Raw genomic sequence first — 20619 nt, 5'->3', positions numbered from 1 at the left:
CGCATGCGACGGTGGCTTCCCGCGCTCGCGCTCATCTTTCTCTTGGGGGGATGCGCGAGCGCGGGAGCGCCGCCGGCCGGCACGCCCGACCCGGGCCCGTCCGCCGATCCGACCGAGTCGGCCGGCCCCCGGGCGACCCCGGTGCCGGTGCCGCGCTTCGTCAGCGCCGCCGACGACGGCGCGGTCTTCTCGATGACGGTCGATCAGACGACGACGCTGCGTGCCGAGGCATCCGCCCCCGACCCGCTGCTCGAAGGCGACGCCGTCCTGCTCATCGAGTCGGTGAACGTGGCCGCGAGCGACGGCAGGGAGTGGGAGGTGCGCGCCGTCGCGCCCGGCACCGCGACGGTCTCGGGCGAGGACTGGGAGATCACCTTCGACGTCTCGGAGTGAGAGGCTGGAGCGGTGCTGACCGACGCCGCGCGCGAGTTCCTGTCCGAATACCACCTCGCGACCCTGTCCACGCTCGGCCGGGGCGGCCGCATCCATGCGGTGCCGGTGGGCTTCACGTTCGAGGACGGCATCGTGCGGGTCATCGGCTCGGGCGGATCGCAGAAGTTCGTCAACGCGCAGCGCCACGGGCGCGCGACGGTGTGCTCGGTGGATCGCGGCCGGTGGATCAGCTTCGAGGGTCCGGTGGTGGTGAAGGACGATCCGGATGCCGTCGCCCACGCCGTTGCGCTCTACGCCGCCCGCTACCGGCAGCCGCGCGTGAACCCGAAGCGTGTCGTGCTCGAGCTCACGGTGGAGAAGGTGCTCGGCTCGGCGCCGTTCCGCGCCTGACGGGTCAGAAGCCGATGGCGGCCTTGTACACGGGGAGCAGCCCGGTGCGGACGCCCGACGCCGACGGCTTGGGCTGGAAGACGCTCGAGTTGTGGTTGCCCTCGATGACCGCCGGGCCTTCGGGGGTGATCGCGATGTCCCAGCCGACGTAGCGGATCTGCGGGATGCGCCGAACCACGTCTTCCAGCAGAGCGAACACCTCGTCGTACATCGGCACCTGGAAGCCCTGGATCGCCGTCCCCGTCTTCGGGTGGTTCACGTAGACGTTGCTGTTCTTGTCGACGCCCGGGTAGAGCGCGACGCCGCGCTCGTCGAGGAGCGTGTACATGCCTCCCGACGCGAAGTTGTCGATGCTCGCGCCGTTGCCGATGCGCAGCACCGCCGCGAGGAGGTGCATCTTGTCGGCGTCGGTGTCGAGGTACGTGATCATCCGCAGCGTGTTGACGCTGTCGGGGTAGAGCGACGACATCGCCTCGTGCTGCACGAGAAGCTGCTCGAGGAGCGTCTGGTCGGCAGCGATCAGCCGGGCGCGGAAGGCCGCGGCATCCGTCGCCTCGCTCGCGTCGTAGACCGAGATGCCCGCGCCGCCCTCGGACGCCGCCGGCTTCGCGATCACCCGCCCGTGCTTCGCGACGAACGCGCCGACCTCTTCGTCGGTCGCGGTGCGCGCGTCGATCCACTCGCGGTGGATGACGTCGGCGAACTCGCCGTAGAAGCTGATCTTGTCTTCGAACCGGCGGTACGCGGCCGGGTCGTTGTAGAGCTTGGTGATGCTGTTGGACTTCGGGTGGGTCATCCACGTCTTGCGCTCGCGCGCGTTGAGAAGGCGGATGTCCCACACGGCGTAGTCGCGGAAGCCCATGTCGTAGCGCACCGAGCACCACAGCATGTCGGCGATGATGACGAACTTCGGCGCCTTCGACACCCGCTGCACCTGCGAGGCGAACTCGAGCAGATTGCCCGGACGCAGCCGGCGGGCGCGGTTGAGGAGGTATCCCAGCTTGGCGCTGCGTTGACCCATGTCGCGAACCTTCCTGGAGCGGCGTTCAGAACCGCATCGCGGCGCGATAGCGCGGGAGCAGTCCCTGGCGGATGCCCGACACCGTGGGCTTGGACTGGAACACGCCGGTGTTGTGGTTGCCCTCGATCACGACCGGGCGCTCGGGCGTGATGGCGATGTCCCACCCGATGTACGGGAGCGCGGGGACCCGGCGGGCGAGACGGTCCACGAGCGCGAGCACCTCGTCGTACAGCGGCACCTGGAACCCGGTGATCTCGACGCCCGTGATCGGATGCGTCGCATAGGCGTGCGCCTCCTCGTCGGCGGCGGGGTGGAGCGCGCGGCCGTGCTCGTCGAGCATCGTGTACATGCCGCCGCTCGAGAAGTTGTCGATGACGCCGCCGTTGCCGATCTTCAGCACCGCGGCGAGCACGTGCACCTCGCCGTCGGGGTCGAGGTAGGTGACCACGCGCAGCGAGTTGACGCTGCCCGGGTACAGGCGGGCCATCTCGGGGTGCTGCACGAGCAGCTCCTCGATGAGCGTCTCACCCGAGGCGATCAGTCCCGCGCGGAAGGCGGCGGGGTCGGCGATGCCTGCCGTGTCGCGCACCGTGATGCCGTTGCCGCCGACGCCGCGAGGGTTCTTGGTGATGACGCGGTCGTGGCGACGCAGGAACTCGCCGACGGCCGCCGCGTCGACCTCGGCGACGTCGAGCCAGTCGCGGCCGAGCTCGTCGCCGAAGCGGCGGGCGAACTGCAGCTTGTCGTCGAAGATGCCGCGCTGCGTGTCGTCGTTGAGGCGGCGGCTGAGGTGGAACGACCGGGGGTCGGTCATGTAGGTCTTGCGCTCACGCGCCTTGAGGATGCGGAAGTCCCACTCGGAGTAGTTCTCGAACGTGGTCTCGTACCGCACCGCGCACCACGCCATGTCGAGCATGACCCACCAGCGCGGCGCACGCGTGAGCTTGGCCGACTGGGCGGCGAACTGGCTCACCCGCTGGAAGTCGAACGAGACCACGCGGCGCACGAAGAACCGCGCACGACGGAAGAGCCTGTTCACGGGGGAGGACATTCACCCATCCTAAGCGGTGGCCCTCGACGGTCCTCGGGCGCGCGTCGGGTGACAGGGACGGATGCCGAGGCATCCGTCCCGGCTTGTCGTCGTCGTCCGCACGACCTAGCGTGAGGTGTCGACCCGAACCGTGGAGCACACATGACCGCCCCCTCGCAGCCCGAGAAGATGCACGCGATCTCGGAAGAGACCCGCCACACCGTGGACGACGTGCTCGAGTACGCACGGCGTCGCGCGCTGTACGAGGACATCCCGCTCGACAAGCCGATGCGGCCCAACGATCTCGCGCGCCTCGCGTCGGGCTCGATCACCGACGACGGGATCGGCGCGCGCCGGGCGATCGCACTCTTCGAGAACGTGCTGGCGCCGGCCTGCATCTCGACCGACCACCCCGGCTACCTCTCCTTCATCCCGTCGGCTCCGAGCAAGGCATCGCTGGCGTTCGACGTCGTGGTCTCGGCATCCGCGATCTACGGCGGCTCGTGGATGGAGGGCGCCGGTGCCGTGTTCGCCGAGAACGAGGTGCTGCACTGGCTCGCCAAGGAGTTCGGCCTGCCCGCGGCCGCGGGCGGCGTGTTCGTGCAGGGCGGCACGATCGGCAACCTCTCGGCTCTCGTGACGGCTCGGGATGCCGCGCGCCGACGCAACAAAGAGGAAGGGCGCGCCAATCCCGCGCGCTGGGTCGTGGTGTGCAGCGGCGAAGCGCACTCCTCTATTGCATCGGCCGCCGACGTCATGGACGTCGATGTCGTGACGGCCGCACCCGACGCCGACGGGCGGCTGCACGGCGAGTCCGTCGCACGGGTGCTCGACGAGCACGGTGACGCGGTGTTCGCCGTGGTCGCGACCGGAGGAACCACGAACTTCGGCATCGTCGACGACATCGCCGGCGTCGCCGCGGCGGCCGAGGAACGCGGTGTCTGGCTTCACGTGGACGGGGCCTACGGGCTCGCCGCGATGCTCGTTCCCGAGATGCGGCCGGCGTTCGCGGGCGTCGAGCTCGCCGACTCGGTGATCGTCGACCCGCACAAGTGGCTGTTCGCGCCGTTCGACGCCTGCGCGCTGATCTACCGCGACCCTTCGCTCGCCCTCAAGGCGCACACCCAGAAGGCCGAGTATCTCGACACCCTCACCGACTCCCCGGACTGGAATCCGTCCGACCTCGCCATTCAGCTCACGCGGCGCTCGCGCGGACTGCCGCTGTGGTTCTCGCTCGCGACGCACGGCACCGAGCAGTACCGCGCGACGGTGAAGTACGCCATCGACCTCGCCCGGCGGATCGCCGACGAGATCGAGCGCCGCGACAGCGTCTCGCTCGTGCGCGACCCGCAGCTGTCGGTCGTCGTGTTCCGTCGCGAGGGCTGGTCGGCCGCCGACTATCAGGCCTGGTCGGATCAGCTGCTCGAGGAGCAGAAGGCGTTCGTCGTGCCGAGCTCGCATGCGGGCGAGCCCGTGCTGCGCTTCGCGATCATCAGCCCGCTGACGACGTACGAGCTGCTCGTGGAGATTCTCGACTCGCTCGGGTGAGATAGCGCGGCACGGGCCGTGACGCAGTCGGCCCGGCGTTCCCTGTCGGCTTGACCGTTCCCCTGTCGGTCCGAGCGCTCGCGCTAGCGATGCGGCGGCGCCGTTCGTCGAGCGTTTCGTCGTCCGCGCATCCGCGGATCGACGCTCGCGTCACTCCGCCGTGACCTCTTCGTTACAGAGATTCTTTGCGATATCGCGTAAGCGATCGCCGTGATCCGTCTCCACGAAGTGGTCGGGTTCCGGCCGGAGAGGGGCTTCGCGTGCGTTCAGCGTGTCGTTACGGGTTGTCGTCCGTGCTGTTGGGTGCGGTGCTGTTCACCGCGCCAGCGGTGGCGCGCGCGGCCGAGCCGTCGGGTTCGGATGTGACGCGGGCCGTGTCGTGCGCCACAGATGCGCGACAGTGCGACGTGGACGCCGACGAGATCGCCGACCTGGTCGAAGAGGCGATCTGCGGGTCGGCGACGTGCGCGACGGGTGTCGAGGATCACGACGGCGACGGGCTGTCCGACGCGGCTGAGTTGAGCGGGGAACTGGATGCCGCGGCATCCGGCGACCTGCTCGTGATTCGTGACGGCGATCTGAGGCTGCTGGTCTCCGACCGGCAGGCGGTGGTGGTGCCGATCTGGGCGGGCGCCCTGGCGGTGGCCGCTGCGGGATGCGCCGTGGTGGCGGGTGTGTGTGGAGTGCGCGTCGTACGGGCGCGCGCGGTGAAGACGGGAGTGGACGCATGATCGGTCAGTCGGCAATCGCCGCGATGATGGCGGTGGTGCTGGCCGTGGGGGCGCCCGCGGATCCGGTGTCGCAGAGGGAGCACGCGGCGCAGGCGCTCGCGCAGTCGACGCGGGCGGCAGCGCTCGCCGCGGCGGACACGACGCAGGTCGGCCCCGATGGGGGCGAGACGCCCGCCGACCCGGTGGTGCTCGCGACCGATGAGCTGCTTCCGGGGAAACCGGTCGAGATCGCCGTCGAGGGCGCCGAAGCGTCCGTCGGGTTCTCCGGGTTCGAGGTCGACGAGTCTTTGGACATCACTGTCACGGAGCTGTCCGATGAGGTGATCGGCTCGGCCGAGTCCGAGACCGGCGGTATCGCGGTCTCGGAGGTTATCGATGTGGATGCCGAGACGGCCGACGGCGACGCGGTGACGGACTTCCCCGCCGATGCCGAGATCGAGAAGATCGACGGCGTCGAGGTCGTGACCGAGGTCACGCCCGGCGTCGAACTCGAGTTCGCGGTCGACGAGAAGGCGGTGGAGGGTCTGGATCCGTCGTCGCTGCGGATCCTCACTCGCGAGAATCCGGGTGAGCCGTGGGCGGAGATCCCGTCGTACTATGACGCGGACGCGGGGGTCGTGAAGGGTGAGATCGATCACCTGTCGCAGTTCGTGGTGATCGGTGAGCCGTTCACTCCGCCTCCGGGGCCGCGGATCGTGCTCGACCCCGATGACAACGTCGGGCACACAAGCGGTCCGGGCGGACCTCTGACCGAGCTGCCCGTGAATGTGCGTCTGGCGAACGAGCTGGCCGTGCGGCTCGCTGCAGGGTGCCGCGCCGACGTGCTGGTGACGCGGACGGTCGCGACGCCCGACTTCGTCTCGCGCGATGTGCGGGCGGGCATGGCTGCGGCCCACGACCCGGACCTCATGCTCACGGTCGCGTTCAACGCGTTCGTGGGGCACGCGTGGGGCACCGAGTCTGAGGGCGGCAGCCTCGTGTTCAGTCGCGGCGGCGCCGCTGACAACGCGTTGCAGGGGTCGCTGGTCGCCGAGCTTCCCGGGTACACGGGCCGGCCGGCGGAGGCGGCAGGCAGCGAGTTCTACCCGTACGCGGAGTTCGACGGGATCGCTGACGCGCTGGCGCAGATCGAGACGCTGTTCATCGACCACAACTACGACCGTCCGGTCATCGAGACGGCGTTCGAGCACATCACGTCGGGTGTGTTCACCGGCATGGGCAAGTTCCTCGAGACGAAGGGGTTCGACTGCACCGATCCGGAGACGGGAGGGTGGCCGAAGCGCCCGTCGGCGGCGCAGCTGAAGATGTGGCGCAACCTCGGCTACCAGAACTTCCAGACCTACGGCGCCGACCCGGTGTCGTTCTCCACCGGCAACCTCGTCGAGGACGAGCCCCTGTTCACGCTGACCGGCCCGGGCAGCCAGGTCACCGACGTGAAGCTGGTCTACAACGCCCAGGACGGCCGCGCCGGTCGCGTCGGCGCAGGCTGGAACTTCGCGTCGCTGTGGCACGCCCAGCGGTTCGATGACGGTTCGGTCCTGGTGGTGCGTGGCGACGGTGCGTCGTTCGTCTTCGAGCCGGACGGCACCGGGGGTTACGTCGCCGAGGAGGGGCTCACGCTCACGCTGACCGAGAGCGGCGGGGGGAAGCTCACGCTGACCGACCGCTCCGGTGAGGAGCGGGTGTTCGACGCGGCCGATGTGGACGGCATCGGCGAGCAGGTGTCGCACACGGATGCCGCGGGCAACACCACCGTGTACGGGTACGCGACCCCCGACGAGAACGACGGCTTCGTGCCGTTGGCATCGATCACCGACGAGGCGGGCCAGACCATCGCGGTCGGCCACGACGACACCGGGCGCATCTCAAGCTTCACCCACCCCGACGGACGGGTCTGGCAGCTGGGGTATGACGACGCCGGACACCTGGTGCGCATCGGTCTGCCCGGCGGGCGTGAGCGCACCTTCACGTATGACGACGAGCACCGGCTGCTCACGGCGGTGAATGCCGCCGGAGTCACCTACCTGGTGAACGAGTACGACGAGGCCGGCCGCGTGGTGCGGCAGCTGGATGCCGACGAGAACGTCCGCACGTTCTCTTACGACCTGGCGGCCGACGGCAGCGGGGCGACGACCTACACCGACAACGAGGGCAACCAGACGGTGTTCGCGTTCGACGAGCGCGCCCGGATCACCTCGATCACCGACGCCGCCGGCAACACCGCCGAGTACTCCTACGACGACGGCAACCGTGTCACCGAGCACACCGACGAGAACGGGCACGCGTGGGCGTACGAGTACGACAGCGCCGGCAACCTGGTGCGCGAAACCGACCCCGAAGGGGCGGTCGTCACCTACACGTACACCCCGACCGGTCAGGTCGCGTCGGTCACCGACGAAGGCGGCGAGGATGGCGCCCTGCGCACCACCGTCATCGAGTACGGGACGAATGACCTGCCGGTGAAGATCACGCGCGCCGACGGCACCGGACTGTCATGGACCTACACGCCCGCCGGTGACGTCGCCACTTCGGTCGACGCGGCCGGTGAGACCACGACCCACACCTACGACGCGCGCGGCAACCTCACGGCGCAGACCGACCCGCTGGGCCGGGTCACCCGGTACGCCTACGACGCCGGAAACCGGGTGGTGACGGTGACCGATCCGGCCGGTGGGGTGACGACGGTGCAGTGGGATGACGCGGACCGCGTCGTGTCGCAGACCGACGCGGAAGGCGCGGTGACCCGGTTCGCCTACGACGCGCTGGATCACCTCACCTCCCGCACCACCGCCGACGGCGCAGTCACCCGTTACGCGTGGGACGACCTGTCACGCATGGTCACCACGACCGACCCCACCGGCGCGGTCACCAAGTACGAGTACAACCGCGAGGACGAACTCGTACGCACCACCGACCCGCTGGGCCGGGTCATTTCGATGACCCTCGACGACCTCTACCGGCCGGTGAGGGTGACCGATGCCGCCGGCAACAAGTGGAACGGGGTGTACGACCCGGCCGGCAACCTCACCGAGGTGACCGACCCGAACGGCAAGACCACCACCTACGCGTACGACGCGCTGGGCCGCCAGACCACGGTCACCGACCCGCTCGGCGCGACGACGACCACGCACTACGACGCGGTCGGCCGGGTGACGAAGGAGACCGACGCGAACGGTCATCCTATCTCCTACCGGTACGACCTCCTCGACCAGGTCGTCGCCGTCACCGACGCCGCGGGTTTCACGGCGACCACCGAGTACGATGCGGTCGGCCGGGTGACGAAGGAGACCGACCGGCGCGGCAAGGCGACCACGTACGCCTACGATGACGCCGGGCAGCTCACCGGGTGGGAGGGCCCCGCGGGTGCGGCCGGTTCGGTCACCTATGATCCGAACGGCAACCCGCTGACCCAGGTCGACGCGCTCGGGCACACGACGACGTTCACGTACGACAAGGTCGGACGCACGCTCACCCAGACCGACCCGAACGGGCACACCGCCACCACGGCCTTCGACGCCGTCGGGCGTCCGATTTCGGTGACCGACGCGAAGGGGCACGTCACCGCCACGGCCTACGACCTGGCCGGCCGGCCGGTGTCGGTGACCGACCCGATGGGGGCGGTGAGCCGGACGGGCTATGACGCCGCGGGTCAGCCGGTGTCGGTGACCGATCCGCGCGGGAATGTGACACGTTACGAGTACTCACCGACCGGGCAGCTGGCCGCGGTGATCGAGGGGTTCGTGGCGGCACCGGCACCGGCGGGCACGGATGTGAACGTCACGACCCGGTACCAGCACACCGCGACCGGGTTGCTGGCGAAGATCACCAACGCCAACGGCGCCGTGACCTCGTATGCGCACGACGCGGCGGGTCGGGTGATCAAGGAGACCAACCCGCTGGGCAAGGTCACCACCTACGAATACGACCTCGCCGGGTATCTCACGGCCGAGACGAACCCGCTGGGTCACACGACCCGTCACGCGTATACGCCGCGGGGTGATGTGGCCGAGACGGCGTACCACGACGGCACCCGGGTGGGGTTCGAGTACGACGCCGCTCAGAACCCGATCGTGATGACCGACGCGCTGGGCACCACCGGGTGGATCTATGACGACGCCGGGCAGGTGACGTCGACGACGGATGCCGCCGGCCAGACCGTCCGGTACACGTACGACGCCGAGGGGCAGCGCACCGCGGTGGTCGCCGGGGGCGGGACGGTGTCGACGGAGTACGACCCGGCCGGCAATCCCACGAGCATCACCCGCTCCAACGGTGTCACCAGCCAGTACAGCTATGACGCCGCCGACCGGCTCACGAAGCTGGTGCACACCATTTCGGAGCGACACGACTCACATATTCCGGAAGGCAACGGGTCATCTGGCGCGTGACACGATCGGCAACCGCGCGACGATTCAAAGTGCCGTTCGACCCGCAAACCTGCGAAGCATCGAGACGTTGCAGAATGGCTCCAGGCTCGAGCGATACTTCTGGACACGGCCAGACGGGAAGCAAGTGTGGGCCGAGGTTCGAAATGGAGAGATCACCAATGGAGGCGTCAAGTGACAATCCAAGATGAGCCCGGCAACGACCTCATTAGTACGCGCCAGGCTTTTCTCGCGATGACAGACTTCGTATGGCAGTTTGCTCAGCGGGCAGGAGATGACCTACTGACCCTCATCGGCGACACTGGAATCGAATCGGATGGCGGCCCAACCGACCCGGCGGCTTGGGATGACTGGCTCGATTCAGTGGCAAAGATTAAGGCTGGCAAGCCACCGCGCTGAACTCTGACTCGCCTCGGCATGTCAGGAGAGTTGTTCGCCGGTGCCAGCCGGCTTTCTCGACCGGTTCGATGCGAATTCGGACTTGGATAGCCCGATCTGCGATCCGGCAAAATCCGGATGTCGGCGTACGACAACAGGGATCATGGAAGTTTCACTGGCGCAGCGTGCCCTATGAGAAAGGCGGGGCGTGGCGGCGAGAAACGCCTTGACGAGACGATCGGGTCGCCGAAGTCTGAGATGGCTGGGATAAGCGAACCAGCCGCCCCGTCCCTATTCGTCGGATTCGTTGTGCTCGGGCTGACGTGACGCGCACTCGACGGTGGCGCCATCTTCCGAGGTCTGCTCGTCGAGGACCGTGACGGCGCTGCCGTCGATCCGCAGGATTCGGCAGGACGCGGAGGCGCCCGCCGACGGCGAGAACGACACGACCGGGGTGGTGGTGGCCGGATCCAGCTCGGGGGCCACGGCCCAATACTGTTCGGTCATCTCGGCGGTCACGCCGATCGGCTCTCCGGAAGAGGACTCTCGATACGTGACAGAGCCGGATGCTTCCGACGATGAGACCTCGTACACGAAGACCGGCCGCTCACCGCCCCCCGTCGGCAGCATGGAGCAACCCGCGAGCGTGAGGAGGGCGGCAGCTGCTCCGGCGACAGCGAGAACACGGAGTTGAGCGAGGTTCATACCTCCAGCCTGTAGGCGTCACTCGTCGGGCGCATCCGTCTGGAGATGTATTCGGAAAGCGGATTCTCGCGGAGCGCCCCTCGTGTCCCTGGCTCGGCGGAGCCGTGAACCGAGCCGCGCAGTCCGCGTCCCCTGACGACTCGGCGGACGGCTCTGGCGGGCCGAACTAGACTGGAACCGTCCCTCCCGCTCCGCCAGGAACCCGTCGTGACCTCACCTTCTTCCGCCCGCACGTTCGACGTGCGTCACGTGCAGCTCGCGCGTGCCGCCTTCGCCGCGCTGGCCGCGGTGATGATCACGTTCTCCCCCGACCACTCCGCCCTCGTCGGCATGGCGGTCTTCAGCGGGTTCGCGATCGCCACCGGCCTCGTCGAACTGCTCGCGGTCTGGCTCGTCTATCCCGCCGGTCGACGCTGGCCCTCGGCGGCGCTCGGGGGCGTCACGATCCTCGCCGGCATGATCGGCGGCCTCACGCCGCTGCGCACGATCACAGGGTTCTTCTCGATCGTGATCGCGTGGGCGCTCGTCAGCGGTGCGGTCGAGCTGATCGCCGGCCTGCGCGGCCTGCGCGGCCCCCGTGCGCGCCGCGAGTTGGCACCCGGCGTCGCCGACATCCGTCCCGTAGCCGAGACCGGTCCTCGATCCGAGGCCCGCGACGGGGTCGTCGTCGGCGCCCTCGGCCTGCTGGTCGGCGTGGCGCTCGCCCTCGTACCCTCGGGCTACTCCCTGCAGTACTCGATCGAAGAGCTGCACCAGCCTCTCACCCTCACGGGCATCACGATCGGCGTGGGCCTCTTCGGTGCCTACGCGGCGATCGTCGCCGTCTACCTCGGGATCGCCGGCTTCTCGCCGCGCAACGCCCCCGCCGTCACGACGGCGGAGGCATCCGTTCCCGCCGATCGGAAGGATTCCGCGTGAGCGACGATCGTCCCACCCGCCGCGATCTCATGAAGCCCGTGCAGCTGCTCGGACTCGCGTTCGGCGCCGCGATCTTCGCCGGCATCGTCACCCTCGTGTCGATGGGCTTCTTCCAGGCCGGCGGACCCGAGAAGACCCAGTCCGCACTCGTGATGGCGCTGATCGTCGCCGGTGTCTCGTTCATCGCCGTGCTGCTCATCGTGTCGCTGCTGCTGCTGGCGATCGACCCCGCGCAGGTGGCGAAGCCGGTCGACAAGCCGGTGCTGCTGCCGGAAGAGGGCGAACCGGATGCCCCGGCATCCGGTGACTCGACGGACTGACGCCGTTTCGAAACGCCTCAGCCGAGCTCGTCGACGAGCTTCGACGCGAGCCCGTCGTAGGTCGCCGGCGTGAGCGCGAGCAGGCGCTCCTTCGCGGCGTCGCCGATATCGAGGCCGCGCACGAAGTCCGCGAGCTCAGCCGCGCCGACGCGGCGACCGCGCGTGAGGTCCTTGAGGAGCGCGTACGGGTCGCTGATCTGCGAGCGCCCCGCGGCGATCTCGGCCCGCACAACCGTCTGGATGGCCTCGGCAAGCACCTCCCAGTTCGCGTCGAGATCGGCCAGGAGCACGCCTTCGGCGAGCGAGATCTCACCGAGCCCGCGCTGCAGGTTGTCGAGCGCGAGCAGCGAGTGCCCGAACGCGACGCCGATGTTGCGCTGCGTGGTCGAGTCGGTGAGGTCGCGCTGCAGGCGGCTGGTCACGAGCGTCTGCGACAGCGTCGCCAGCAATCCGCCCGAGATCTCGAGGTTCGCCTCGGCGTTCTCGAACCGGATCGGGTTGATCTTGTGGGGCATCGTCGACGAGCCCGTCGCGCCCGCGACCGGGATCTGCGTGAAGTAGCCGATGGAGATGTAGGTCCACACGTCGGTGGCGAGATTGTGCAGGATGCCTCCGGCATGCCGCACGCGGTCGTAGAGCTCGACCTGCCAGTCGTGCGACTCGATCTGCGTCGTCAGCACGTTGAAGTCCAGGCCGAGGCCCTCGACGAAGTCGCGCGACAGTCCCGGCCAGTCGACGTCGGGCTCGGCGGCGAGGTGCGCCGACCAGGTGCCGGTCGCTCCCGAGAACTTGGCGAGGAAGTCGCCCCCCTCGATCTGGTCGGCGACGCGCGCGAGGCGCCACGCGAACACGCCGAGTTCCTTGCCCATCGTCGACGGCGTCGCCGGCTGGCCGTGGGTGCGCGACAGCATCGCGGCGTCACGGTGCTTGACCGCGAGATCGGTCAGCGTCGCGATCACGGCACGCAGCTTCGGCAGCCACACGTTCCGCACCGCGCGCTGCACCGTGAGCGCGTACGACGTGGAGTTGATGTCTTCGCTCGTGCACGCGAAGTGGGTGAGTTCGGCGATCGCATCGAGGCCGAGCGTCGAGAGGCGGTCGCGAACGAGGTACTCGACGGCCTTCACGTCGTGGCGGGTGACCGCCTCCTTCTCGGCGAGCCAGTCGATCTCCTCCTGCCCGAACTCGAGGTAGAGCGTGCGCAGGCGCGCCTTGTCGTCATCCGACAGCGGCGACGTGCCGAACAGCGAGCGATCGGTGAGGGTGATGAGCCACTCGACCTCGACCTCGACCCGTGCGCGATTGAGGCCGGATTCGGAGAGGTAGTCGCCGAGGCCCGCCACGGCCGCACGGTAGCGCCCGTCGAGGGGACTCAGAGGCTGCCAGGGAAGACCAGCAGAGTGGAGAGAGGTCACGGTGCTCCCGTCGGAACGCAAGGGGCGACAGCCCGGCATCAGGTCGCTGGGCGGATCGCGGGTTCGAGCTGCCGGAAGAGCGCCCGGCTCGCACTCTCGATCATACCGAGCACCTCATCGAACATTCCGGGGCCGGCATAGTACGGATCGGGCACGTCGAGGCTGCGCGCCCCCGGATCGAACGACAGCAGCAGGGCGATCTTGTCGGCGTCCGACTCGCTGCGGGCCCAGCCGCGCAGGATGCGCTCGTGACTGCGATCGAGCGCGACGACGAGATCACTTCGGGCGAAGTCCGCATGGGTGAACTGGCGGGCCCGGTGCCGGGTACCGTCGTACCCGGCGCGCTCCAGTGCGTCGATGGTGCGCTGGTCGGCGCGCTCGCCCACGTGCCAGTCGCCGGTGCCGGCGCTCGTCGATGCGACGCGGGTGCCGAGGCCCGCGGCATCCGCGAATCCCCGGAAGACGACGTCGGCCATCGGCGACCGGCAGATGTTGCCGGTGCAGACGAACACCACCCGAAAGGGATCGCCCGTGCTCGCCGACATGGGCTCCATTCTGGCGCGGCGCGCGGCAGTGACCAAGGGTCGCAGCGCCCGTGGCGCGGAGGCCGTTACCGAACGTTAACGAACTCTCCTCGCCTGAGCCTTCCGTGACGAGAACCGCTCGCCTAGCCTGACCCGGAAGGCCCACCGGCCTTCTTCCATGTCCAGGAGGTTCCGTGCGCCGTTCACACCACGCCGCCGTCGCCGTCACCGCTGCCGGTGCCATCGCCCTGACCGGGCTGATCGCACCACCGGCCGTGGCCGCCGACACGCAGACCGAGCTGTTCCTCAGCGAGGTCGTCGAAGGCTCGAGCAACAACAAGGCCGTCGAGGTCTACAACCCGACGGCATCCCCCGTCGACCTGACCGGGTACTCGATCAAGATGTACTTCAACGGCGCGGCCGCCTCTGCGCTGAGCGTTCCGCTTTCCGGCACCGTCGCCGCCGGGGACGCGTTCGTCCTCGTGAACGGCGCTGCCGGCGATGCGCTCAAGGCCTTCGGCGACCAGATCACCGCGGGCAACTGGTTCAACGGCGACGACGCCCTCGCACTGTTCAAGGGTGACACGGCGGTCGACTTCTTCGGCCAGGTGGGGATCGACCCCGGCACCGAGTGGGGCTCCGGCGCCACGGGAGCCGCCGATGGAACGCTGCGCCGTCAGGCCGACATCTGCACGGGTGACCCCAACGGCACCGACGCGTTCGACCCGGCCGAGGAATGGGACGGCTTCCCGATCGACACCTTCGGCGGTCTCGGGTCGCACACCGCTGACTGCGGCGACGTCCCGCCGCCGGCAGCCAAGGTCGTGATCAACGAGTTCTCCGCCGACACGACCGGCGCGACCGACGTGGAGTACGTCGAGCTGCTCGCCGACCCGGCGACCACCGACCTGTCGGGCTACCGCGTCCTCGAGATCGAAGGCGACGTGAGCGGCACCGTCACGGGCACCGTCGACGAGGTGATCGCGTTCCCCGCCGCCGACGCGTCGGGCCGCAGCCTCGCGACCCTCGCCAACGGTGCGCTCGAGAACGGCACGGTCAGCCTGCTGCTCGTCACGGGCACCGCTCCGGCGCTCGGCACCGACATCGATACGAACGACGACGGCGTCCTCGACGACGGCCTCGGCTTCACCGTGGTCGATGCGGTCGCGGTTCGGGACGCGGCATCCGACCTCACGTACGGCGGGGTCACCCTGGAGGTCTCCTATGACGGCCTCGCGTTCGACCCGGGCGGAGCTTCGCGCATCCCCGACGGCACGGACACCGGCACGACCGCCGATTGGGTGCGCAACGACTTCGACCTCGCCGGCTACAACGGCACGCCGGGCACTCCGGTGGTCAAGGAGGCCTTCAACACACCGGGTGCCGCCAACGCGGCTGTTCCCCCGCCGCCGCCGATCGAAGCGGGCTGCGAGCTCGAGATCGTCACGATCGGCTCGGTCCAGGGGTCGGGCGCGGCTTCGGCGCGCGACGGCGACAGTCTTCGGCTCGAGGGCGTCGTGACCGGCGACTTCCAGGTGGGCGGCTTCGACGGCTTCTACATGCAGGACGCCGGCGACGGTGACGCGGCGACGTCGGACGGCATCTTCGTGTACTACCCGGGCGCCGCGGCGGTCTCGGCCGGCGACATCGTGAACGTCGCGGGCGAGGTCGACGAGTTCTCGGGTCTCACCGAGCTCAAGGCGGTCGACCTCGAGGTCTGTGCGACCGGCCAGTCGCTGCCCGCTCCGGTGGAGCTCACGCTGCCGGCCACCGAGCAGCAGCGCGAGGCGCTCGAGGGCATGTACGTGACCCTTCCGCAGCGGCTCACGATCGGGGAGACCTTCGACTTCGCGCGGTTCGGCACGATCAGCCTCTCGGTCGGTCGCCAGTACCAGCCGACCGGCCTGTACGACGCGGGCTCCGCAGAGGCCGAGGCGCTGAAGGCGAAGAACGCCGCCGAGAGCATCGGCGTCGACGACGGCCGGAGCGCCGAGAACCCCGACCCGGCGATCCACCCGAACGGCGACGAGTTCACGCTCGAGAACACCTTCCGCAGCGGTGATCTGGTCACCGGCACGACGGGCGTGCTCGACTGGCGGTTCTCGACGTGGGGCGTGCAGCCCACGCGGGGCGCCGAGTTCACCGAGGGCAACCCCCGTCCCGAGGTTCCGGAGGTCGGAGGCGACCTGAAGGTGGCGAGCTTCAACGTGCTCAACTACTTCACGACGCTCACCGGGCCGGATGCGCGCGGCGCCAACGACCCCGTCGAGTTCGCGCGGCAGGAGGCGAAGATCGTCACGGCGCTCGCCGCGATCGACGCCGACGTGTTCGGGCTCATCGAGATCGAGAACGACGAGGACTCGTTCGCGCTGAAGACGCTGACCGAAGCGCTCAACAAGCGCCTCGGCTCAGATGTCTACGACTACATCGACACCGGTCTGATCGGAACGGACGTCATCACGACGGCGCTCATGTACAAGCCGGCGTCCGTGACCCCGATCGGGGAGTTCGAGCTGATGGAGCAGGAAGACGACGCTCGCTGGCTCGACGACTTCAACCGGCCCGGCCTGACGCAGACCTTCGCCGACACGGCGGGGGCGACCTTCACCGTGGTCGTCAACCACCTGAAGTCCAAGGGCTCCTCGTGCAGCGCCGTCGGCGACCCCGAGGACCCGGACGGCCAGGGCAACTGCAACGGTGTGCGCACGCTCGCCGCTGGGGCGCTGGCGGATTGGCTCGCGACCGATCCCACCGGCCAGGGCACGGTGGGCCGCGAGCTGATCCTCGGCGACCTGAACTCGTACGCGCAGGAGGACCCGATCCAGGTACTGACCGGAGCCGGCTACACCGATCTCGAGGCGAAGTTCCACGGCGCCGAGGCGTACTCGTACGTCTTCGACGGCATGCTCGGCTACCTGGACTACGCGCTGTCGGGTACCGACCTGGTCGACGAGGTGACCGGCGCATCGGCATGGAACATCAACGCCGACGAGCCGAGCCTCATCGACTACGACATGACGTTCAAGAAGCCGGCGCAGGACGCGCTGTACGCGGAGGACGCCTACCGGTCCAGCGATCACGACCCGGTCATCGTGGGCCTGAACCTGACGCCGCCCGACACGACGCCGCCGACGGTCTCGGCCGCCGCCGACCCGTCGTTCATCCTGGCGCCGAACAACAAGGTGCGCACGGTGACGGTCGACGTCGATGCCGCAGACGACCGCGGAGAGGTCACGGTCGAGCTGACCGGCGTGACGACGAACGGCAAGCCGCGGGCGCAGGTCACCGAGATCGACGACTTCACTTTCGAGGTCGTCGCGGCCAACGGCGCGATCTACACGTTCACCTATACGGCCACCGACGCCGCGGGCAACACCGCGACGACGACCGCCACGGTGATCGTCGGCATGAAGGGTCTCCTCGGACTGTCCTGACCGCCGCCTGACACGGACGCCGCCTCTCGCGCGAGGGGCGGCGTCCGCGTGCGGTCGAGGGGGCGGATGCCGCGGCATCCGCTCGATTCCTTCACAACCGCCTCGGCGACCGGGCCGATGCACAGACCCGCGCCCCGCGATCCCGCCCGCCTCGCTGCGGAGCGAGCATGGCTCGATGACGTACGACATGGCGGCGGCGAACGCCGCTTCGCAGCTCGAGATCGTCGCCAGGGAGATGGCCGTGATCAGCGAGCGGCTCGCCGAGGCGTCTGCTCACGCGCGGGGCCTCGCGGCGGCAACGGACTGGCAGTCCCGCGCGGCCGAGGCGTTCCACCGCGCGGCCAGCGAGTGGGCGGGCGAGGTGTCCAGTCTCGTCTGCGTCGCCGAGACCGCGGAGCTCGCGGCCGCGCGGGCGAGGGATGCGTCGTGGGCCCGGGCCCAGGGCGGGTTCTGATGGGTTCCGACATCGAGGTGCTGGGCGGCGGGGCCGTCGCGGTCGACACCGACACTCTCCGCATCACCGCAAGCCGTTTCGTCCTCGCGCGGGAGGACCTCGAAGGGATCCTGCGCCGGCTGGGAGTTCTGCAGAACATGCTCTTCGGCGAGTGGGCGCACACCGGAGAGGCCCTGAGTGCGGCATCCGTTCTCAGCACCCGGCTGAGGGAGACCTTCGCCGGTGCCACCCGGATCGCCGCCGATCTGCGCGAGGCCGCCGCGGTGTACGAGCTGGTCGAGCTGAACGCGCAGCACCGAGCGGCCGTGTTCGCGGGTGACCGGGTCGCCGAGGCGAGGATCAGCGCCGTCCGGGATGCGCTGATCGCGAAGCATCCCGACGCCTTCCCCGCGTCGATCGGAGCGGAGTTCGAGCGCGCCGTGATGTGGCCGGGCGATCTCGTGCGTCAAGCCACCGAGACGGGGATGATCGCCGGTTCGGAGGTCAGTGAGCGCGGCGCGATCATCGGCGGCGCGGCCCTGGGGCTCGGCACCATCGCCGTCGCGGCGACCGCCGGGTTCACCGGCAGCGGTCGCCTCGGCCCCGACGCGCGCCTGACCGGCCGGGGTGAGCCTGTCACGCTCACCACCGTGGTACCGACCCACACCAGGCCGTCGGCGCCGACCAGCCTCGCGGCCGTCGCCCAGCGCATGCCCGGGTCCGGCGAGTCGCGGGTGCGCGTCGAGCGCTACACCATGCCGGGCGGAGCCGTGCAGTATGCCGTCTACGTCGCCGGTACCCGCTCACTCGCTCTGGGCGGTGAGGAGCCGTGGGACAACCTGTCGAACGGGCAGCTGTACCTCGGCCAATCGTCGGCGTCGTACGAGGCGACGGTCGCGGCCCTCGATGCCGCCGGAGCCCGGCCCGGCGATGTCGTGCACGCGTTCGGGCATTCGCAGGGAGCGATGATCACGGCGCACCTCGCACTGGAGGGCGGCTACGACACGCGCACGCACGTCACCTTCGGCGCGCCGGTCGAGGCGGAGGTCGGCGACGGCACGCTGAGCGTCGGCATCCGTCACACCGACGATCCCGTGGCCGCGCTCGCCGGCGGCGGTCACATCGCCCCCGTCGGCGCTCCGGGCAGCTTCGTCGTCGAGCGCGAGGCGCATCCCGCGTCCGGCTTCGACGACGCCGACCTGCCCGCGCACCAGATGGTCGCCTACGCCGAGACCGCGGCCCTCGTCGACGCGTCGGCCGATCCGCGGGTGGACGGCGTGCGGGCCGTCTTCGCGGAGCTCCAGGGCGCCGTGTCGGTCGAGGTGACCGAGTACGGGGCAGCCCGGCCCGGCGGCTGAGCGGTCAGTCCTCGCGCTTGGGCCGCAGGATGATGCCGAACACCCAGTTGATCAGCGAGATGATGATCGCCGCCACGAGCCCGAGCCAGAAGTCCTCGACGCGCAGCCCCCAGTTCCAGAAGCTCGTGATCCACGCCGTCAGCCACAGCAGGAACGCGTTGATCAGCAGGCCGATGAGGCCGAGCGTCAGGATGTACAGCGGGAACGCCAGCACCTTGATGACGGTGCCGATCACGGTGTTCACCAGCGCGAAGATCGCCGCGACGATCAGCAGTGTGAGCACGAACTGCAGCGTGTCGCCCGGCGGGAACGGGACGACCGTGACCTGCAGGGCCGTGATGAGGGTGACGACCCAGATCGCGAAAGCGTTGACGACGACGCGGATGAGGAAGCCCATACGCGGAAGTCTGGCACGCGACCCCGGCGGTTGCGAGGACGACGGCGCGTGTTCTCGGACGTCCACGCATCCTCACGCGGGCCCGTTCGGCGCTCGTAGACTCGGCAGGGTGACCGACGCCTCCGACATTCCCATCCGCGTCCGCCCCGAGATCGCCTCGCTGCCCCCCTACAAGCAGGGCCGCCAGGCCGGAGCCGACGCGTTCAAGCTGTCGAGCAACGAGAACCCGTTCGATCCGCTGCCCGGCGTGCTCGAAGCCGTCAGCGCCGCGTCGGCGGTGAATCGGTATCCGGATGCCTCGGCATCCCGCCTGCGCGAACGCCTGGCCGAACGCTACGGAGTGTCTGTCGACGCGGTGCACGTCGCAGCCGGCAGCGTGTCGATCCTCGCTCAGCTCGCGCTCGCCACCTGCCGTCCGGGCGACGAGATCATCTACGCCTGGCGCTCGTTCGAGGCCTATCCGTGGCTCGCCGTGGTCGCCGGGGCGACCGCCGTGCATGTGCCGCTCACCGAGGACGCCCGCCACGACCTGCCCGCGATGGCCGCAGCGATCACCGAGCGCACGCGCGCCGTGATCGTGTGCAGCCCGAACAACCCGACGGGGCCGATCGTCACGCAGGACGAGTTCGATGCGTTCGTCGCGCAGGTGCCTTCCGATGTGCTCGTCGTCCTCGACGAGGCGTACGCCGAGTTCGTCACCGATCCCGCAGCCGTCGACGGCACCCGCGTGCTCGCCGCCGGGCGGCACCCGAACGTCGTCATCCTCCGTACGTTCTCGAAGGCCTTCGGGCTGGCGGGTCTGCGGGTCGGGTACGCGATCGGCCACCCCCGCATCCTCGACGCGGCGCGCAGCACCACTATTCCGCTGTCGGTCACGGCGCAGGCCGAGTCGGCGGCGCTCGCGAGCCTCGACGCCGAAGCAGAGCTCCTCGAGCGCGTCCGCGGGATCGCCGAGCGCCGCGACCGCGTCGTGGCCGGACTTCGTGAGGCCGGCTGGAATGTGCCCGACGCGCAGGGCAACTTCGTGTGGCTGCCCGCCTACGACGAGACGCTCGCGATCGCGCAGGCGTTCGACGACGCCGGGCTCATCGTGCGGCCGTTCGCCGGCGACGGCATCCGCATCTCGATCGGCGAGGAGGAGTCTGTCGCGCACGTGCTGCGGGTCGCGGCATCCGTCCTCCCCACCCTCCCCGCGGGCCACCGCGGCGCACGGGCGGGAGTGCAGCAGTGAGCGAGTCG

17 protein-coding genes are annotated in these 20619 nt (G+C 69.5%); 11 read left to right on the top strand and 6 right to left on the bottom strand.

The window, feature by feature from the left end:
• The first annotated feature begins 3 nt into the window (after window positions 1-3).
• Together HF323_RS12205 and HF323_RS12200 are read left to right on the top strand one after the other, a co-directional pair.
• Entirely contained in the window at window positions 4-393 is a 390-nt protein-coding gene (locus tag HF323_RS12205; RefSeq protein ID WP_169582888.1) for a hypothetical protein, read from the top strand.
• A 12-nt stretch (window positions 394-405) separates the two neighbouring features.
• The gene (locus HF323_RS12200; RefSeq protein WP_169582887.1) at window positions 406-783 is read left to right on the top strand and encodes a PPOX class F420-dependent oxidoreductase; all 378 of its coding nucleotides are present in this window, start codon (window positions 406-408) and stop codon (window positions 781-783) included.
• Between the two features lie 4 nt (window positions 784-787).
• On the opposite strand, the gene HF323_RS12195 is transcribed toward HF323_RS12200, so the two are convergent.
• Both HF323_RS12195 and HF323_RS12190 read right to left on the bottom strand, forming a co-directional pair.
• Complete coding sequence (locus tag HF323_RS12195; protein ID WP_169582886.1) at window positions 788-1804, bottom strand: sugar-transfer associated ATP-grasp domain-containing protein; 1017 nt, start codon at window positions 1802-1804, stop codon at window positions 788-790.
• A gap of 25 nt (window positions 1805-1829) precedes the next feature.
• Window positions 1830-2855: a sugar-transfer associated ATP-grasp domain-containing protein gene (locus HF323_RS12190; protein WP_169582885.1), complete on the bottom strand. Its 1026-nt coding sequence runs from the start codon at window positions 2853-2855 to the stop codon at window positions 1830-1832.
• 141 nt (window positions 2856-2996) lie between these two features.
• Here HF323_RS12190 and HF323_RS12185 point away from each other — a divergent pair, with 141 nt between their 5' ends.
• From HF323_RS12185 to HF323_RS12175, 3 genes are all read left to right on the top strand, one after another.
• Window positions 2997-4382, top strand: coding sequence for an aminotransferase class V-fold PLP-dependent enzyme (locus tag HF323_RS12185; RefSeq protein ID WP_169582884.1), 1386 nt, complete (start codon window positions 2997-2999; stop codon window positions 4380-4382).
• Window positions 4383-4789: 407 nt separating this feature from the next.
• On the top strand, window positions 4790-5113 hold the full coding sequence (locus HF323_RS12180) for a hypothetical protein (protein ID WP_169582883.1): 324 nt from the start codon (window positions 4790-4792) through the stop codon (window positions 5111-5113).
• Window positions 5110-9501, top strand: coding sequence for a DUF6531 domain-containing protein (locus tag HF323_RS12175; RefSeq protein ID WP_169582882.1), 4392 nt, complete (start codon window positions 5110-5112; stop codon window positions 9499-9501). The genes HF323_RS12180 and HF323_RS12175 overlap by 4 nt, the downstream gene beginning before the upstream one ends.
• A gap of 666 nt (window positions 9502-10167) precedes the next feature.
• On the opposite strand, the gene HF323_RS12170 is transcribed toward HF323_RS12175, so the two are convergent.
• The gene (locus HF323_RS12170; protein WP_169582881.1) at window positions 10168-10395 is read right to left on the bottom strand and encodes a hypothetical protein; all 228 of its coding nucleotides are present in this window, start codon (window positions 10393-10395) and stop codon (window positions 10168-10170) included.
• Window positions 10396-10788: 393 nt separating this feature from the next.
• Here HF323_RS12170 and HF323_RS12165 point away from each other — a divergent pair, with 393 nt between their 5' ends.
• Both HF323_RS12165 and HF323_RS12160 read left to right on the top strand, forming a co-directional pair.
• A complete protein-coding gene (locus tag HF323_RS12165; RefSeq protein WP_169582880.1) occupies window positions 10789-11499 on the top strand; it encodes an acyl-CoA synthetase in 711 nt (236 codons plus the stop codon).
• A complete protein-coding gene (locus HF323_RS12160) occupies window positions 11496-11819 on the top strand; it encodes an amino acid transporter (RefSeq protein WP_169582879.1) in 324 nt (107 codons plus the stop codon). Before HF323_RS12165 ends, HF323_RS12160 begins: the two co-directional genes overlap by 4 nt.
• Before the next feature lie 17 nt (window positions 11820-11836).
• Here the strand turns inward: HF323_RS12160 and purB are convergent, their stop codons facing one another.
• Together purB and HF323_RS12150 are read right to left on the bottom strand one after the other, a co-directional pair.
• Complete coding sequence (purB, locus tag HF323_RS12155) at window positions 11837-13234, bottom strand: adenylosuccinate lyase (protein ID WP_169582878.1); 1398 nt, start codon at window positions 13232-13234, stop codon at window positions 11837-11839.
• Window positions 13235-13272: 38 nt separating this feature from the next.
• Entirely contained in the window at window positions 13273-13779 is a 507-nt protein-coding gene (locus HF323_RS12150) for a low molecular weight protein-tyrosine-phosphatase (protein WP_188241719.1), read from the bottom strand.
• 173 nt (window positions 13780-13952) lie between these two features.
• Between HF323_RS12150 and HF323_RS12145 the strand changes: the two genes are divergently transcribed.
• The 3 genes from HF323_RS12145 to HF323_RS12135 all read left to right on the top strand — a co-directional run bounded on the left by HF323_RS12145 (window position 13953) and on the right by HF323_RS12135 (window position 18983).
• Complete coding sequence (locus tag HF323_RS12145) at window positions 13953-17192, top strand: ExeM/NucH family extracellular endonuclease (RefSeq protein WP_169582877.1); 3240 nt, start codon at window positions 13953-13955, stop codon at window positions 17190-17192.
• 175 nt (window positions 17193-17367) lie between these two features.
• A complete protein-coding gene (locus HF323_RS12140) occupies window positions 17368-17646 on the top strand; it encodes a hypothetical protein (RefSeq protein WP_223169405.1) in 279 nt (92 codons plus the stop codon).
• A complete protein-coding gene (locus tag HF323_RS12135) occupies window positions 17646-18983 on the top strand; it encodes a hypothetical protein (RefSeq protein ID WP_169582876.1) in 1338 nt (445 codons plus the stop codon). The genes HF323_RS12140 and HF323_RS12135 overlap by 1 nt, the downstream gene beginning before the upstream one ends.
• Window positions 18984-18987: 4 nt before the next feature.
• On the opposite strand, the gene HF323_RS12130 is transcribed toward HF323_RS12135, so the two are convergent.
• Window positions 18988-19380, bottom strand: a complete 393-nt coding sequence (locus HF323_RS12130) for a phage holin family protein (RefSeq protein WP_169582875.1) — start codon at window positions 19378-19380, stop codon at window positions 18988-18990.
• A gap of 109 nt (window positions 19381-19489) precedes the next feature.
• Here HF323_RS12130 and hisC point away from each other — a divergent pair, with 109 nt between their 5' ends.
• Window positions 19490-20611, top strand: a complete 1122-nt coding sequence (gene hisC / locus HF323_RS12125; RefSeq protein ID WP_317451080.1) for a histidinol-phosphate transaminase — start codon at window positions 19490-19492, stop codon at window positions 20609-20611.
• The last annotated feature ends 8 nt before the right edge of the window (window positions 20612-20619 follow it).

Origin of the sequence: Microbacterium sp. MF43 (assembly GCF_012847295.1) — a bacterium.
Classification (GTDB): domain Bacteria; phylum Actinomycetota; class Actinomycetes; order Actinomycetales; family Microbacteriaceae; genus Microbacterium.
Note: the sequence above shows the minus strand (reverse complement) of the source record. Positions and strands in the feature narration are given on the sequence as shown.